Origin of the sequence: Chryseobacterium culicis (genome assembly GCF_002979755.1) — a bacterium.
In the GTDB taxonomy this organism is placed as follows: domain Bacteria; phylum Bacteroidota; class Bacteroidia; order Flavobacteriales; family Weeksellaceae; genus Chryseobacterium; species Chryseobacterium culicis_A.
In genome coordinates this window covers 587,974-603,815 of record NZ_PCPP01000001.1, presented here as the reverse complement: position 1 = coordinate 603,815, position 15,842 = coordinate 587,974, and the positions used below count along the sequence as shown (strand labels likewise).

Sequence of the window (15,842 nt, the reverse complement as noted above, 5' to 3'; positions counted from 1 at the left end):
TAAAATTAATTGATCATCTATTTGTCAAACGGACTTTCTTTATCCTGTTTCACCCAGATAAGCTTTGAGGTATCGTAGCCGATCTCCTGAGCCTTGTTGATGAAACGTTGTTTGATATTTTCAGGAATATTTTTTTCGCGGGAAAGAATCCACAGATAGTCTAAATTTTTTCCGGCAACCAATGCATATTTATAATCCTCAAGTGCAACTACGTTATATCCGGCATAAAAAGGCCAGAAAAAACTCACTTTCAAAGCTGCGATATTTTTTTCTCCTCTAAATTTAGCCTTACCATTTACTGAAACCCATTTGTTCTTTTTAAAATTATATCCACTGTTCATTACATTTACGCTTCCGTCCTCATTAAGACTGTACTGAGCCATCGCATTATCAAGATCTTTTTCAAACCGATAATCAAATCTTGCTATTTCATACCATGTTCCTAAATACCTGTTGACATCAAACTGATTGACTGGCTGAGCTTTTTCAGGCATTGAAAAACATGAGGTCAGAATATTTAATAATCCGAAGCTCATTAACAAGACAAAAATTATTTTATTTTTCATTTTTAGTTATTTTTTTAAAGAAATAAATATTTAATAAAAACTGAGTGTATCCATAAACAGCATCCTCAATAGGAATTGTTCCCATTCTTATTCCTAAAAATTCATCAGGATTATAGTTAACAACCGGCGAAGGAATTAAAGACCCTGTCAGGATTCCATTTACTGCAAAAAAGCCCGGCATCAGAATCAGATATACAAAACTAGCCTTGGCTATCCAATCTTTTTTAGCGATAAAATGCAGATAGCAAAGCGTGAGTATTGTTACCACTACTGTTAATAAAGTATATATTTTCTCATAATAAAGAAGCCCTGCCACACTCAGAACAATAACTGCTGTAAAAACAATAAGATTATTAAAAACACTCACCCACTCCATCTTAAAAAACTTTTCCAGACAGTAGTAAGTAAAAACACAGGCAAATGGAATACAGTAAAAAAACAACCATTCTTCAATGGGAAGTTCTGCAATTTTAATCCCAAGGGTATAATGAAGATCAAACCACCATACTCCTTTTCTCGTAAACCATATATCCCAGAGAATAAATGGAATGGCTACAATAGTGGATGACAACAAAAATTTTCCGAAAAGCTTATTGAATTGTATCCTCCTGTCAAAAGAAGCCAAAAAGCAGATAATGACAGTGAAAAAATTAATCAGTAAATAAGTATAGTTCATCATTTTTTATTGAAATACATTTTAAAATATTTTACAGGAACCCATAGAAATCCAAAACATTCTCCATCTTCTTTTCCCAAATATTTATGATGTTGTTTATGTGCTCGTCTTATTGCAAGTAAGTACGGATTATTTGTTTTGGTAAAAACTTTTGCTCTTTGATGAATAAAAATATCATGAACAAAGAAATAAGCCATTCCGTAAAGACTTATTCCCAGACCGATAAAAAACCAATAACTGAATTCCTGTTTTACTCCCAGATATAATAAAGCAATAGCCGGGCTGGCAAAAATGAAAAAGAACCAATCATTCCTTTCAAGCTTGCCATCATTGCTATGATCATGATGATCCCGGTGCAGGAACCACAGAAAGCCGTGCATAATATACCGATGGATCAGCCATGTTGCTCCTTCCATTGAAATAAATACTCCCAAAACGATCAGAATATTCATTTTAATTATGTTTATCGTTAAAAAAATCATTGAGCACCCTGTATCTGAAATCAAAAATACTTCTGAGCTTTTCTTTTACAAATAACTGATGGGCTATTTTACCTAAAATCCCCATTGGGAGTTCATAATCCACAGTATCTTTCATAAGTACTCCGGAACCGTTGGGAATAAATTCATGAAAATGATTCCAGTATTTATAGGGACCTTCTTTTTGAAAATCAGTGAAGCTTTTATGGCTTTCTACCTGACTGATCACTGTTTTCCACTTCATCGGAATTCCCAATACGGGAGAAACTGTGTAATCAATCTCCATTCCTTCGAAGATAGGTTCATCATTAATTTCTGAAAGAACCACAAAATTCATACGTTTAGGGGTTATTTCAGATAAGTTATAAGGAGATGAAAAAAATTTCCACGCTGCCTCAATATTGCAATTAAGCTGTTGCTCTCTGTATAATCTGTACATTATTGATTCTTTTTTGAATAGTTCTACAACCTTAAAAATTAATCACTCACTACAATTTAAGTATTAGAAATAAGCAGATTTGTAACGTATATAACTCTTGAATGCTACCAACAGTTTTTTTGAGTTTGCAATTCTTATCCTTTGCTGCAACATTTTTTGAGAACTTGTTTTTTTTATTTTTTCAAACAGCGACAAGTAGTATCTGTATGCCAGATAAACTCCGAAAATAGACGAGCTCGGTAATTTTTTAATTCCCAATAATGCTTCTTTAAACTCTTCTTCAATCTCTTTTTCAATACGCGCTTTTAGTGTATTATCAAATACTGACATATTCATAGACGGGAAATAGGTTCTGCCCAGAATCTGAAAGTCATCTTTGAGATCTCTCAAAAAATTAACTTTCTGAAAAGCAGATCCCAGTTTCATAGCGTAGGGTTTCAGCTTTTCATATTGCTGTTTATTACCTTCAGTAAATATCTGCAGACACATAAGACCTACCACTTCAGCAGACCCATAAATGTATTCTTTATATAATTCCGAGTTATAATCAATGGTTTGAAGATCCATCTCCATACTGCGCAAAAACATACTGATCAATTGTATATCAATATTATACTGACGTACTGTTTCCTGAAATGATTGTAAAATGGGATTGAGTGATATACCATCTTCCAGTGCCTCATAGGTTTCTGTTTTTAATCTATTCAAAAGCTTTTCTTTATCATAACCATGAAAGCTGTCTACAATTTCATCCGCCAGGCGTACATAACCATAAACAGCGTAAACAGCAGGTCTGATGGAAGGCTTCAATGCCAGTATCCCCAATGAAAAACTGGTGCTGTATTTTTGTGTCGTGTACTTACTGACTTCGTAAGACAATTCATCAAACAATTTTTTCATATTATTTTATTTTTAGTTTACTGACTTCAGTTGCTACTATTTTCCCTGAAATTATCGAAGGAGGAACACCCGGTCCCGGAACAGTTAGCTGCCCTGTATAAAAAAGGTTTTTGATTTTTTTATTTTTGATTTTAGGTTTCAGGACAGCTGTTTGTGACAAAGTGTTAGACAATCCATAAGCATTACCCTGATAAGCATTATAGTCTGAAATAAAATCACTTACACAATAACTTTTTTTATACTCAATTCTTGAAACAAGATGACTTTCTCCTGTGTGTTTCTCAATTCTATCAAGCATTTTTATAAGGTATTTTTCCCTTACAGCTTCTTCATCATGTATTCCAGGTGCAAGAGGCAGCAACAGAAAAAGATTCTCACAGCCTTCCGGGGCAACATCCGGATCTGTTTTTGAAGGACAGCAAGTATAAAAAAGTGGTTTAGAAGGCCATTTCTTATTTTTATAAATACAATCTATATGATTGTCAAGTTCATTTTCAAAAAAAAGGGTATGATGTTTTAAATGCGGGATTCTTCCCTTGATTCCAAGATAATAAATAAGGCACGAGGGCGCAAAGGTTCTGGTTTTCCAATATTCTTCCTTGTAGTTTCTGAGTGATTTAGGTAGTAATGTTTCTGTATGATGATAATCTGATGAAGCAATTATGGTGTCAAATTCATAATTTTCGCCGTCTATTGTGATTGAAACTACTTTTCCTTTTTCTGTATTTATTTTCTGTACTTCACGGCTAAAATGAAAAGTTACCCCTTGTTTCTCTGCCACTTCTTTCATGGCGACAACCAGCTGATAAAACCCTCCCATTGGATACTTTGTTCCCAAAACATACCCTCCATAATTCATGAGACTATACAGAGCAGGAATATTTTGCGGAGAAGCACCAAGAAAGATAACCGGAAATTCCATTAGCGATCTGAGTTTTGAATCAGAAAAATAGCCCGAAACATATTTCCTGAAATCACTCAAAAGATTAAGCTTCATTGCGCTGCCTGCTATTTTTAAAGAAGCAAATTCAAACCAGTTATAACAAGGTTTTGTTACAAAATCTTTCATTCCTACCTCATATTTAAACTGAGCTGATTTCATAAATTGATCATACCTATTACCCGCTCCCGGCTCTATTTTTTCAAATAAATTCCGGATTTCATCATTGTTTTCAGGTATTGAAACTTTTTCTTCTGCAAAAACCATTTCAAACTGCGGGTCTAAAGAAACCAGTGTAAAGAAATCAGATGCCTTATAACCAAAGTCATTGAAAAAGCCTTCGATAATATCAGGCATCCAGTACCAGCTGGGCCCCATATCAAAAACAAATCCTTCCTCTGTTTTAAATTGCCTTGCACGCCCTCCCGGCTGATGATGCTTTTCAAATACATGTACTTCATGTCCTGACTTTGCAGCATACGCAGCTGCAGAAAGCCCGGAAAATCCAGAACCTATTATCGCAATTTTCTTTCTTATATTATCGGCATTCATTGTTATTGAGTCGTTTTATTCAACACTTTTTACGATTTATTCAATTCAGTTTTTTATACGCAAGATCCAAAAGATCTCTTGATTCGAGATTCATCCGGTAAAAAGAATGATGAAATTCATCCAGTTTAGAAAGTATAGCAATGAGCAACATCTGTTCAGGATGAGTAAGGTTTCCTGCCACCACCTTTGAAGCCATACGGATCTCGTCCATACTATTAGCTAATACAGCCAGTCCTTTCTCTGTTATTTGAATCACTTTTTTTCTTTTGTCTTTTTGAACAACGGTCTGTGCAGCCCAGCCATTACGAAGTAAACGGTTAATGATAAGTATACCCGAAGATTTTTCATGAAGATTGCATCTGATGAGTTCCATTTTTGACATGGTTCCCAATACCTTAAGGTTTATAAGATATATGAAATCATCCTGACTTGAAAAAGCTGAATTGCTAATTACAGAGCGTGAATAGGATTTTGCATATCTATTCATTCTTATCAATAAAGTAGTGATAACACTATCAGAACTTCGTCCAAATTCTTTTCCTATCCAATCAGGGTCTTGAGACTCAAAACCATCTTTATAGGATATATTGATCCATTTTGTGAACCCTTTAAGGTCATTGTTATATAAGGATTTACCCTCATTTTGTTTCATGAATTGCTGAACAAGTTCTATAACCGATTTTATAAGATCAAAATTCATATAAAACATTTAGTACACAAATGTACTAATTTTAGAATATAAATATACTTTTATTTTATTTTTATTTGATAATAAACCGAAATGACAAATAAACGTGCTTAAAAAGAGGTAGAAAATCAATATGATCTTTAAATAAATAGTAATAAGAAAAGTATTAAATAGTAAATTAATAAACCAAAATGATTTTTATAAATTGTTTGTTGATGACGGAATGATCATAAAGACAAACGATTGTGATTTATCGTAAAATGTGTAACCTACCAGATACCTTTATTATCTTCTTAATTTAAAGTTTTTCGTGCCTTCCAAAGAGGTAATTGATATAAAAACAGTAATTTAAGGGGATTCAAAACAAATTATTTAATTAATATCTTCATTAATAATTGAAAACACAGTCATTTTACTTTTAAATAGCTATAATTTGATTAAATTTACGTCAATAACGTCTGTTTATTCAGGCATCTTAAAAAACGCTCAGAAAAAAAGGTATGAATAAAAAAAATGCCACTATTTATGACATTTCCAATAAGCTCAACGTAAGTGTGGCAACTGTTTCGAGAGCATTGAATGACCACCCAAGAATAAGCGTAGCAACCAAAGAGTTGGTTCGTAAAACGGCTAAAGAAATGAACTATAAGCAAAATAATCTTGCTAAAGCCTTAAAAAGTGGTGAAACCAAAAATGTAGGGATCATTGTTCCGTACATCAATACCAACTTTTTCTCGTCAGTGATCCGAGGAATTGAGGAAGAGCTTTCTCCACTCGGTTATCATGTGATTATCTGCCAAAGCCATGAAGATGTCAATATTGAAAAAAGACAGCTTAACACGTTGCTGAATGCCCAGGTTGACGGTATTTTCATGTCCGTATCTAAAACGACAACGGATATTGCCCACATTGTGAATATTCTGGATACATCCAATACACCGATTATCTTTTTTGACCGTAAAAAGGATATTTCAGGGGTCAGCACAGTGACTATTGATGATTATCGCGGGGGATACATGGCAACAGAACAACTGATCAAAGAAGGTTATAAAAATATCTGCCATTTTGCAGGAGACCTTAATCTTGAAATTTACCAAAACCGTCTTAATGGTTATAAACAAGCCTTAATTGATCATAACCTTCCTATAAAAGAAGATAATATCATTCTTACAGGTAGTTCCATTGATGAAGGTATGGAAGCTATCAAAAAACTTTGGGGTAAAAAATCTGTTCCTGATGCTATATTCTCTTCCAGTGACTTTGCCGCTTTAGGTGCCTGTCAGGAATTAAAAAAGAGAAAAATAAAAATTCCTGAGGAAGTTGCCATTATCGGTTTTTCCAACGAACCGTTCACTCAGTTTATGGAGCTTCCGATCAGTTCGGTGGATCAGACTCCTGTATTGATGGGGAAAATGGCAGGACAGGTATTTTTAGAAAGCGTAAAAGAAAATGGTTCCGGAGTTTCTATTGAGAAAAAAGTGGTGCTTACGCCACAACTTTATATCAGGAAGTCGTCAAAGAAAAAATAGTTTTTTCTTGAGATTACTACGCTACGGAAGTCATCAAAAACCTGTTTGTCATTCTGAGAAAGGACGAATCTAATTATAAGTTTTGGCTAAATCCAATGATCGTATTTCTTTTTATTAAACGGGCTTTAGCCCGTTTCTATTGAAGCAAAGTTTTACGGTTTTTTTGATAATTTTGCTAATAAGAAATGTTCACTTCTCTAAATATTCCCCTTTCGGATATTTCATTATTATAAAAAGAAAATGCCTCCTACAAAGTAGAAAGCATTTTCATCCCTAATTAATATTTATAGTCAAAAAACATTTTACAAACTCACCCCTCTTCTCCAGGGGATAAAATCATTTTGGTTTAAAATGGCAGCTTTGGTCTTTACTTCTCCACTGGCTATTTTAATAATAAACTCCAACAGTTCTTCAGCTTTTTCATCGATCGTTTTTTCTCCGGTGATGACATCGCCTGTATTAAAATCAATAATATCCGGCATTCTCTCAGAAAGAGAAGTGTTGGACGATATTTTTACCACAGGAACGACAGGATTTCCAGTAGGAGTTCCAAGACCTGTTGTAAACAAAACAACATTAGAGCCTGAACCTACCAAAGCAGTGGTGCATTCTACATCGTTTCCGGGAGTACATAGTAAGTTCAATCCGGGTTTCTGAATATATTCGGTGAAATCAAGGACGTCATTAATGGGAGATGAGCCTCCTTTTTTAGCCGCTCCTGCAGATTTCATGGCATCAGTGATCAATCCATCTTTAATATTCCCCGGTGACGGATTCATATCAAAGCCAGATCCTGCAGCAACGACTGATTTTTCAAAGTCTTTCATTAACTGTAAAAATCTTTCTGCATCTTTTTCGTTTACACAGCGGTTTACCAGTTCCTGCTCTACTCCACATAATTCCGGGAATTCCGAAAGAATAGTAGCACCTCCGATTCCTGCCATTACATCTGATAACCGTCCTAAAACCGGATTGGCAGAAATTCCTGAAAAACCATCTGAACCACCACATTCCAATCCTAATACAAGCTTTGAAAGAGATGCCGGTTTTCTTTGGATTTCATTGGCTTTTTTAATGGCTTCATAGGAATCCTTAATGATCCCGCTCAGCATTTCATCCACTGTTCCCGATTTTTGCTGTTCATAAACGATAATCGGTTTTTTATTGTTGGGGCTGATCTTTTCAAGGGCATCTTTAAAAATCTGAACCTGCAAATTCTGACATCCCAGGCTCAAAACAGTTGCTCCAGCCACATTTGGATTGTTAACATAGCCTGCCAATAAACGCCCCAATGCTTCCGCATCCTGACGAATTCCACCGCAACCACCCTGATGGGTTATAAATTTAACGTCAATATTTTTAAAAACTCTGGAGTCCTGATCTTCTTCAGATACAATTTCTTCCTCTGAATTATTGATCAGAGATCTCAGCAATAGCTGATGTTTTGTGACTTTTTCAAATAAAAGTTCTTTTTCAAAAACCTCTTTTAAAATCTCTACATTTCTGTTTTCACAAAAAACCAAAGGAAAAAACAGCCATACATTTTCTGTTCCCACCTGCCCGTCTTCCCTGTGATAGCCTATGAAAGTTCTGTCTTTCCACTGATCTACATTGGGAGCCGTCCAGGAAGTGGTTTCTGTTTTGCCTTCTACTTTTGCGCTCTGATGTTTTACATTTTCGGTGGTAATCACCTCTCCTTTTTGGATGGGCTGACTGGCTTTTCCCACCAAAACCCCATACATAATAATAGAATCTCCTATCGAAAGATTTTCTGTAACAAATTTATGTTTGGCTTTTGTATCTTTTGCAATCACATAGGTAAGATCACCTAATATAACATGCTCACCCTTTGTCAGATCAATGAGTGCAACTGCTACATTATCATCAGGATTTACCTTCAGTACTTTCTTTTGCATGATTTTTAAGAATAGAATTGAACAAAATTATGATAGGCCGTTTCAACATCATTATGGTCAATTTCCCATAATGCTTTTGCCACCGCCTCTTTCAAGCCTTTAACGTGGGTAAGATCAGTATCCCAGAAAGCAATTTCACTTAGTGCCAGTGCTGCTACCTTTTCATAATCGTTTGTTGTCCAGATATCTTTGAATCGGTTGATAATTGCCTCTTCATCATTCAACGGAAGGGCTGCCTCATTAAAATTTCCCTGGTAGAATCTTATTAAACTTGCCAGAGAGAAAGTTAAATTAAGTGGCAGCTTCTGATTAATTTCTACATACCCCAATAAACTCGGAAGGATTCTTACTTTAAATTTAGAAACAAAATACAAGGCGATACTTGCCAGATAATGCTTGATAAAAGGATTTCTGAATCTGTCAAACACTTCTTCCGAAAAATCTTTCAACTCGTTCTCATCCAATCCTAAGGTTGGGTTGACTTCATCGAAAACTGCGTCACGTAAAAACTTCCCGATAAATGGATTGTCAATGGATTCTTTTACTGTTTCTTTTCCTGATAATAGTGCTGGTGCCAGCATTAAAGAATGTCCGCCGTTCAATATTCTTACTTTTCTAAGACGGTAAGGCTGAATATCATCCACTACCAGAATCTGTTCGTTGATCTGATCAAAGGGAATTCTCTCTTTCAGATTTTTAGCATCCTGAATGACAAAAAGTAAAAATACTTCGGAAACAACCATCATCTGGTCTTCATAATCCAACTGGTCTTCGTAGGATTCTGCATCATCTTTAGGATATCCCGGAACAATCCTGTCTACCAATGTATTGTGAAAATAATTACATTGTTCAATCCATTGCACAAAATCTTCTTTTAAATTCCATAATCTGGCATATTGAATAATGATATCTTTTAAGACAAAGGCATTATCTTCAATGAGTTCACAAGGAATAATTCTTAATCCTTTTTCTGGTGCTCCTTTGAAATGTTTAAATCTTTCATATAGTAAAACCGTCACTTTCGCCGGAAAGTTTTTGTGCGGTCCGGAATACTGATCTTCAGTTTCGTCATACGCAATTCCTGTTTCTGTAGTATTGGAAAAAACAAATTCCAACTCTTCTTCTTTTGCCAGTGCAAGGAATTCATTATAATTTGTATAGGGATTGATGGACTTCTGAATGGAAGAAATCACCTGTTTTTCATCAATAATTTCACCTTTTTTTATTCCTCTCGTAAAAAGAGTGTACAGATTATCCTGCTCTTCAAGCTTGTGAACAGAACCTCCCGGTGTAGGTTGAACATTCACAATTCCCGCGTTGAAATCTGTCTTTTTATTTAACTGATCTATAATATAATCTGTAAATCCTCTCATGAAATTACCGCCTCCAAACTGTACTATTTTAATAGGAAGTTTTCCCGGGGAATTATAGAATTCACGATTTAGTTTTTGTTTTATCTGATTTTCCATTTTTTTCTAATTTGAATGAAACTATCTTTAAATTTGATAGTTTTTTATTTCTACTTAATTACTTTGTATTTCGGAACCAAAGTCTTCATGACACTCCAGGCAATCAGGTAAGCCACTGCACATACGGAAAAGATAATCATGTATCCTTTATCAATTCCATCGGAAATAATAGCTCCGGATTTTTCCAGATCATGAACAAAATTTTCGGGCAGACGTTCATTGAGATATTGAGGATATTTTTCCAGTAAAGGCATTCCATCCACGGTAGTCCATACTTTATGAGCATGATCAAACAGAACTCCAGAAGATTTGTTAATTAAAAATGAACCGATTCCACCAGCCATTCCTCCGATTCCGGTAATGGTTGCGATGGCTTTTTTAGGAAACATATCGCCCACCGTAGAGAAAATATTGGCAGACCATGCCTGATGTGCTGCTCCCGCAATTCCGATAATCAGAACCGGAATCCAATAGGAAACAGAACCTAATGGTTGTGCCAACAAAGCCAGCAGAGGGAAGAATGCGAAGATCAACATCGCTTTCATCCTTCCGGAATAAGCATCCATGCCTTTTTTCTCCACAAAGTATTTTGGAAGCCATCCTCCGATAATTGACAATAAAGTAATCATATAAAGAACGAATAGGGGAAATGCACTCTGTGTAGAATCCATTTTGTAAACAGAACTTAAATAAGCCGGTGTCCAGAACAGGAAAAACCACCAGATTCCATCTGTCATAAACTTTCCAAAGGCAAAAGCCCAGGTCTGTCTGTGACTGAAACATTCCCTGAAAGAGAATTTCTTTTCCGGCAGCAACGCATTTTCCGATGGCAGATCATCCTGGTCCTGCTGAATATAGATAAGCTCACGCTCATTAACCTTATGATGTTCGTGTGGCTTTTTGTAATAGAATACCCAAAGGCCCATCCATAGAAAACCTAATGCTCCGATAATGATAAATGCCCATTCCCAGCCCATCGATTTTGCAATAAACGGAATGGTAACCGGTGCCGCTAAGGCTCCAACCGTCGCTCCCGCATTAAATATACTAGTTGCCAGCGCTCTGTCTTTCTTGGGAAAATACTCTGCAGTGGTTTTTATTGCAGCAGGAAAATTACCTGCTTCCCCAACAGCCAGAACGAAACGGGCAAAAATGAACAATGTCACGCTGGTACTGATAATAGCTCCCACATTATCTACCCTTCCGATAATCTCTTTGGATTCTTCAAAACCTACCCACCAGCTTCCTGTCAAAACCCCTGAAGTAGCAATTCCGCAGAAAGCATGAAGTACTGCTCCTACAGACCATATTCCGATAGCCCAAAGAAATCCTTTTTTGGTATCCATCCAGTCTACAAATTTTCCGGCAAAAAGCATACTTATTGCGTAGAAAATAGAAAATAATGCAGTGATATTTCCGTAATCATTATTGTTCCAGTGAAATTCCGGGGCGATGAAATCTTTCCAGGTGAGAGACAGTACCTGCCGATCCATATAATTAATGGTTGTTGCAATAAAAAGGAGCAGGCAGATCGTCCATCTGAAGGTACTCGGTTTCGGAGATATTTCTTTTTTCATATCAATCGTTAATAGTATTGATTTTTATTGATTTTAACAACAGAACAAGACAAAAACTATCCTTTCCATGCTATTCTAGCACAGAATCAATTAATTTTTTAAACCATTATTATTTAATTATAGAATTAAAAACAATTAACTTGAGTTACAATGCAATGATTGCCTCATGAAAGTTTTTACTTAGTTTTTAATTTTCTTACTGGTTTAAACAAAATATAAGGATCTCGTTATCTTAATTCATTAATAACCTGAATCGAATGAGCTACTGCTTCTGTAATCTTTTCATAATCATATTCTCCTTCCTCATTTTTTACAAACAGCTGGGAGCCTAATCCTACACAATAGGCTCCTGCAGAAATCCATTCGGTAATATTTTCTTTTGTGGGAATTACTCCACCTGTAGGCATAATGTTTGACCATGGCATCGGGCCTTTTACCGCTTTGATAAATTCCGGACCTCCCACCTGTGTTGCCGGGAATATTTTCACAATTTCAGCTCCCAGTTCTTCGGCATAAGAAATTTCAGAAACTGAACCACAGCCAGGCATCCATGCAATTTTTCTCCGGTTACAAACTTTTGCCACTTCAGGATTTAAAATGGGAGCTACGATAAAGTTCGTTCCATTCTGAATATATAATGAAGCAGTTGCCGGATCAAGAACAGATCCAATTCCAAGGATGATTTCAGGGATCTCTTTGGCAGTGTATTTCAACAGCTCAGCAAAAACTTCGTGGGCAAAATCTCCTCTGTTGGTAAATTCAAAAACACGGGCACCACCATCAAAACAAGCTTTTACAATTTTCTTGCAAACGTCCAGATCTGCATGATAAAACACTGGTACAATCCCTGTCTGCTTTGCCATTAAGGCTACTTCTATTCTATTAAATCTGGCCATAATTATCTTTTTATTCTTCCTCCTGAATTTCCGTTCATCACTTCCAGGATGTCTTCTACACTTGAATAGTTAATATCTCCCGGAATAGTATGTTTAATCGCACAGGCTGCATTGGCAAAACTCAACGCTTTTTCGTCATCAAAATTCTTTAAACCATAGATCAACCCTGCAGCAAAAGCATCTCCTGTTCCGATTCTGTCAACGACAGGATTGATTTCCAGAAGATCGGTTTCAAAATAGGTTTCATCTACCCACGCTCTTCCCTGAGTTTGCTGAGTGCTGGCTGTGACCCCAATTCTTACTTTATCAAAAATCCTTTGAACGGAAGGAACCTGTTGTTTTAATTCTTTACAGGCTTCAATAAAACCTTCTTTGTCTGAGGAAAACTGAGTTTCGAGAATTTCATTGATTTCGTTTACTCCTCCGATAAAAATGGTGGAATAAGAAACCAGTTCTTTCAGTATTTCATGTCCTTTTTCACCATATTTCCAGAGATTTGAACGATAAGCTGGATCGGCTGTCACTTCAATTCCCATGTTCTGAGCGGTTTTCAATCCCTCTTTTAAAGCTTCATAGGCTGATTCCGAAATACCAGGACTAATCCCTGTCCAGTGGAAGTATTGACATTCTTCAAGTGCTTCTTTCCAAGCTATTTTTTCAGGTTGAATATTGGCAAAGGAACCATTCAGCCTGTTGTAAGCAATTCTGCTGGCACGAACTGATGATCCTACTTCAAGAAAATACAGTCCCAGAGGATGTTCGTTCTTGTTGATAAAAGTGGTATCAATACCAAAACTCTGAATGAAAGAAACCGCAGATTCTCCGACAAAATCATCGGACACACAGCTGATATGTTGTACTTCACAACCCATTGTTGCCAATGAAGCAGCGACATTCAACTCTGTTCCTCCAAAAAAGAACTCCATTTCATGACTTTGTTTCATGGTTCTGTTTCCGGGTGGAGAAAGCCTCATAATGACTTCACCGAATGTGACTATTTTGCTCATGATATTCAATTAAAAATCAAAATAGTTTTTTGCGTTATGATAACAGATATCTGAAATAGTTTTCCCAATCAGTTCAATGTCATCCGGCAGTTCTCCATTCTTCATTTCTTCTCCGAAAAGATTACACAATACTCTTCTGAAATATTCATGTCTTGGATAAGAAAGGAAACTTCTGGAATCTGTCAACATTCCTACAAAGCAGCTAATCAATCCCATATTGGAAAGGGCATTCATTTGTTTGATCATCCCGTCTTTCTGGTCGAGAAACCACCATCCTGAACCAAACTGTACTTTTCCTTTGATGCTTCCATCATTGAAATTCCCGATCATTGTCGCGAAAATTTCGTTATCAGCAGGGTTTAAATTGTATAAAATGGTTTTTGTCAGTTTATCTTTTCCGTCTAAAGTGTTCAAAAATCGGGACAACGTTTCCGCCTGCACAAAGTCTCCTATGGAATCCCAGCCGGTATCCGGTCCTAGAATTCTGTGCATTCTTTCATTATTATTTCTCAAAGCTCCCAAATGGAACTGCTGAACCCATCCGTGTTGGTGATAAGCCTCCCCTAAGAATAATAAAATGGCTGTTTTGAATTGGTTCACCTGCTTTTCGGCAATCACTTTTCCGGCTAATTTATCATTGAAAATAGTATTCACTTCAGCTTCTGAAGCTTCTTCAAAAGAAATATTATTTAAGCCATGATCACAGAGTCTGCATCCGTTTTCGTGGAAATACTCAATTCTTTTAAGCAAAGCATCACACAAAGTCTGATAAGAATTAATCTCAATACCTGCTGATGCTCCCAGTTTTACCATATAATCTGCAAAATTGTGATTTTCAATCAAAATGGCTTTATCCGGACGGAACGCCGTACTTACTTTGATACTGAAATCGCTTTTCGCCAGATCCTGATGGTAATTCAAAATATCTGTAGGATCTTCTGTCGTACATAGAGATTCCACATTCATCATTTTCAAAAGACCTCTGGTAGATTTTTCAGGCGTTTGAAGCTGGGCAGTGATGTTTTCATAGATCTCCGATGCATTATCTTCATTCAACAGTTCATCAATTCCGAAATATCTCTTTAATTCCAGATGAGTCCAGTGATACAAAGGATTTCTCAAAGTATACGGAACTGTTTTTGCCCATGCCTCGAATTTCTCCTTGTCAGTAGAATCTCCCGTGATGAATTTTTCATTCACTCCCATGGTACGCATGGCTCTCCATTTGTAATGGTCGCCGGCAATCCATACTTTGGAGATATTATCAAAAACAGTGTCTTCTGCAATATCTTTAGGAGTCAAATGATTATGATAATCGATGATCGGCTGCTTTTCTGCAAATCTGAAGTAAAGTTCTTCAGCGTATTTATTTTGTAATAAAAATTGATCTGTTATAAAAGGTTTCATTTTTTGTCTAATCTGTAGTTATTCATTAGCAGGTTTTCCAATGGTGGCAAGAATTCCTCCGTCAACGTAAATAATCTGTCCGTTGATGAATCTGCTTGCGTCAGAAGCAAGGAAAATAGCTGTTCCTGCAAGGTCTTCCGGATTTCCCCATCTTCCTTCCGGAGTTCTGCTGATGATAAAATCATTGAAAGGATTTCCATCCACACGGATGGGCTCTGTCTGGGAAGTAGCAAAATATCCGGGACCTATTCCATTCACCTGAATATTGTGTTTTGCCCATTCTGTTGCTAAGTTTTTGGTAAGCATTTTAAGGCCGCCTTTTGCTGAAGCATAAGCCACTACATTATCACGTCCTAGTTCGCTCATCATTGAGCAGATGTTGATGATCTTCCCGGATTTCCTTCTGATCATATACTTCCCGATTAATTTCGACATGATAAAAGGTCCGGTAAGATCCACATCTATTACTTTTCTAAAGTCTTCCACTTCCATATCAATAGCCGGAATACGTTTGATAATTCCTGCATTGTTGACAAGGATATCTATTTTTCCATGGGTGGCTTCCATTAACGCTACTTTTTGGGCAGCTTCCAGTTCATCCGTCACATCAAAAATATAGCCTGTTGCTTTATACCCTTTTTCGTGGTAGTAATTCAATGCTTCTTCCAGTTTTGATGGCGTTGTACTGGTGATTGCCAGTTCGGCACCAGCAGCAGCAAGGCCTTCTGCCATTGCCATTCCTAATCCGTGAGTACCGCCGGTAACGACAGCTACCTTACCGGATAAATCAAATAAATTCAT

Annotated in this window: 15 protein-coding genes; 1 reads left to right on the top strand and 14 read right to left on the bottom strand. The window is 36.4% G+C overall.

Translation table 11 applies throughout. The annotated features are described in order from the left end of the window. Positions 1 to 17: 17 nt before the first annotated feature. Genes CQ022_RS02810 through CQ022_RS02780 form a run of 7 tightly spaced genes read right to left on the bottom strand, consistent with a single transcriptional unit; the run spans position 18 to position 5,252 of the window. Positions 18 to 566, bottom strand: coding sequence for a lipocalin family protein (locus tag CQ022_RS02810; RefSeq protein ID WP_105682450.1), 549 nt, complete (start codon positions 564 to 566; stop codon positions 18 to 20). Continuing rightward, positions 556 to 1,245, bottom strand: a complete 690-nt coding sequence (locus tag CQ022_RS02805; protein ID WP_105682451.1) for a lycopene cyclase domain-containing protein — start codon at positions 1,243 to 1,245, stop codon at positions 556 to 558. Before CQ022_RS02805 ends, CQ022_RS02810 begins: the two co-directional genes overlap by 11 nt. Beyond that, the gene (locus CQ022_RS02800) at positions 1,242 to 1,694 is read right to left on the bottom strand and encodes a sterol desaturase family protein (protein ID WP_105682789.1); all 453 of its coding nucleotides are present in this window, start codon (positions 1,692 to 1,694) and stop codon (positions 1,242 to 1,244) included. The genes CQ022_RS02805 and CQ022_RS02800 overlap by 4 nt, the downstream gene beginning before the upstream one ends. 1 nt (position 1,695) lies before the next feature. Beyond that, positions 1,696 to 2,163, bottom strand: a complete 468-nt coding sequence (locus CQ022_RS02795) for an SRPBCC family protein (protein ID WP_105682452.1) — start codon at positions 2,161 to 2,163, stop codon at positions 1,696 to 1,698. 60 nt (positions 2,164 to 2,223) lie between these two features. Next, on the bottom strand, positions 2,224 to 3,060 hold the full coding sequence (locus tag CQ022_RS02790) for a phytoene/squalene synthase family protein (protein ID WP_105682453.1): 837 nt from the start codon (positions 3,058 to 3,060) through the stop codon (positions 2,224 to 2,226). Position 3,061: 1 nt separating this feature from the next. Beyond that, entirely contained in the window at positions 3,062 to 4,552 is a 1,491-nt protein-coding gene (locus CQ022_RS02785) for a phytoene desaturase family protein (protein WP_105682454.1), read from the bottom strand. A 40-nt stretch (positions 4,553 to 4,592) separates the two neighbouring features. Continuing rightward, positions 4,593 to 5,252 carry a MarR family winged helix-turn-helix transcriptional regulator gene (locus CQ022_RS02780; protein WP_105682455.1) on the bottom strand — a complete coding sequence of 220 codons (660 nt, stop codon included), beginning with the start codon at positions 5,250 to 5,252 and terminating at the stop codon, positions 4,593 to 4,595. Between the two features lie 488 nt (positions 5,253 to 5,740). On the opposite strand from CQ022_RS02780, the gene CQ022_RS02775 reads away from it, so the two are divergent. After that, a complete protein-coding gene (locus tag CQ022_RS02775; protein ID WP_105682456.1) occupies positions 5,741 to 6,769 on the top strand; it encodes a LacI family DNA-binding transcriptional regulator in 1,029 nt (342 codons plus the stop codon). 302 nt (positions 6,770 to 7,071) lie between these two features. Here CQ022_RS02775 and CQ022_RS02770 read toward each other — a convergent pair whose 3' ends face one another. The 7 genes from CQ022_RS02770 to CQ022_RS02740 form a co-directional block, all read right to left on the bottom strand. Further along, positions 7,072 to 8,685 (bottom strand): UxaA family hydrolase, encoded by a 1,614-nt coding sequence (locus tag CQ022_RS02770; RefSeq protein WP_105682457.1) that lies wholly within the window; start codon positions 8,683 to 8,685, stop codon positions 7,072 to 7,074. 5 nt (positions 8,686 to 8,690) lie between these two features. Continuing rightward, complete coding sequence (locus CQ022_RS02765) at positions 8,691 to 10,154, bottom strand: tagaturonate reductase (RefSeq protein ID WP_105682458.1); 1,464 nt, start codon at positions 10,152 to 10,154, stop codon at positions 8,691 to 8,693. A 50-nt stretch (positions 10,155 to 10,204) separates the two neighbouring features. Next, positions 10,205 to 11,731, bottom strand: coding sequence for an MFS transporter (locus tag CQ022_RS02760; protein WP_105682459.1), 1,527 nt, complete (start codon positions 11,729 to 11,731; stop codon positions 10,205 to 10,207). Positions 11,732 to 11,958: 227 nt separating this feature from the next. Next, positions 11,959 to 12,627, bottom strand: coding sequence for a bifunctional 4-hydroxy-2-oxoglutarate aldolase/2-dehydro-3-deoxy-phosphogluconate aldolase (locus tag CQ022_RS02755; protein WP_105682460.1), 669 nt, complete (start codon positions 12,625 to 12,627; stop codon positions 11,959 to 11,961). Between the two features lie 2 nt (positions 12,628 to 12,629). Continuing rightward, positions 12,630 to 13,634, bottom strand: a complete 1,005-nt coding sequence (locus tag CQ022_RS02750) for a sugar kinase (RefSeq protein WP_165791651.1) — start codon at positions 13,632 to 13,634, stop codon at positions 12,630 to 12,632. Between the two features lie 9 nt (positions 13,635 to 13,643). Further along, on the bottom strand, positions 13,644 to 15,041 hold the full coding sequence (gene uxaC, locus CQ022_RS02745) for a glucuronate isomerase (RefSeq protein WP_105682461.1): 1,398 nt from the start codon (positions 15,039 to 15,041) through the stop codon (positions 13,644 to 13,646). An 18-nt stretch (positions 15,042 to 15,059) separates the two neighbouring features. Further along, complete coding sequence (locus tag CQ022_RS02740; protein ID WP_105682462.1) at positions 15,060 to 15,842, bottom strand: gluconate 5-dehydrogenase; 783 nt, start codon at positions 15,840 to 15,842, stop codon at positions 15,060 to 15,062.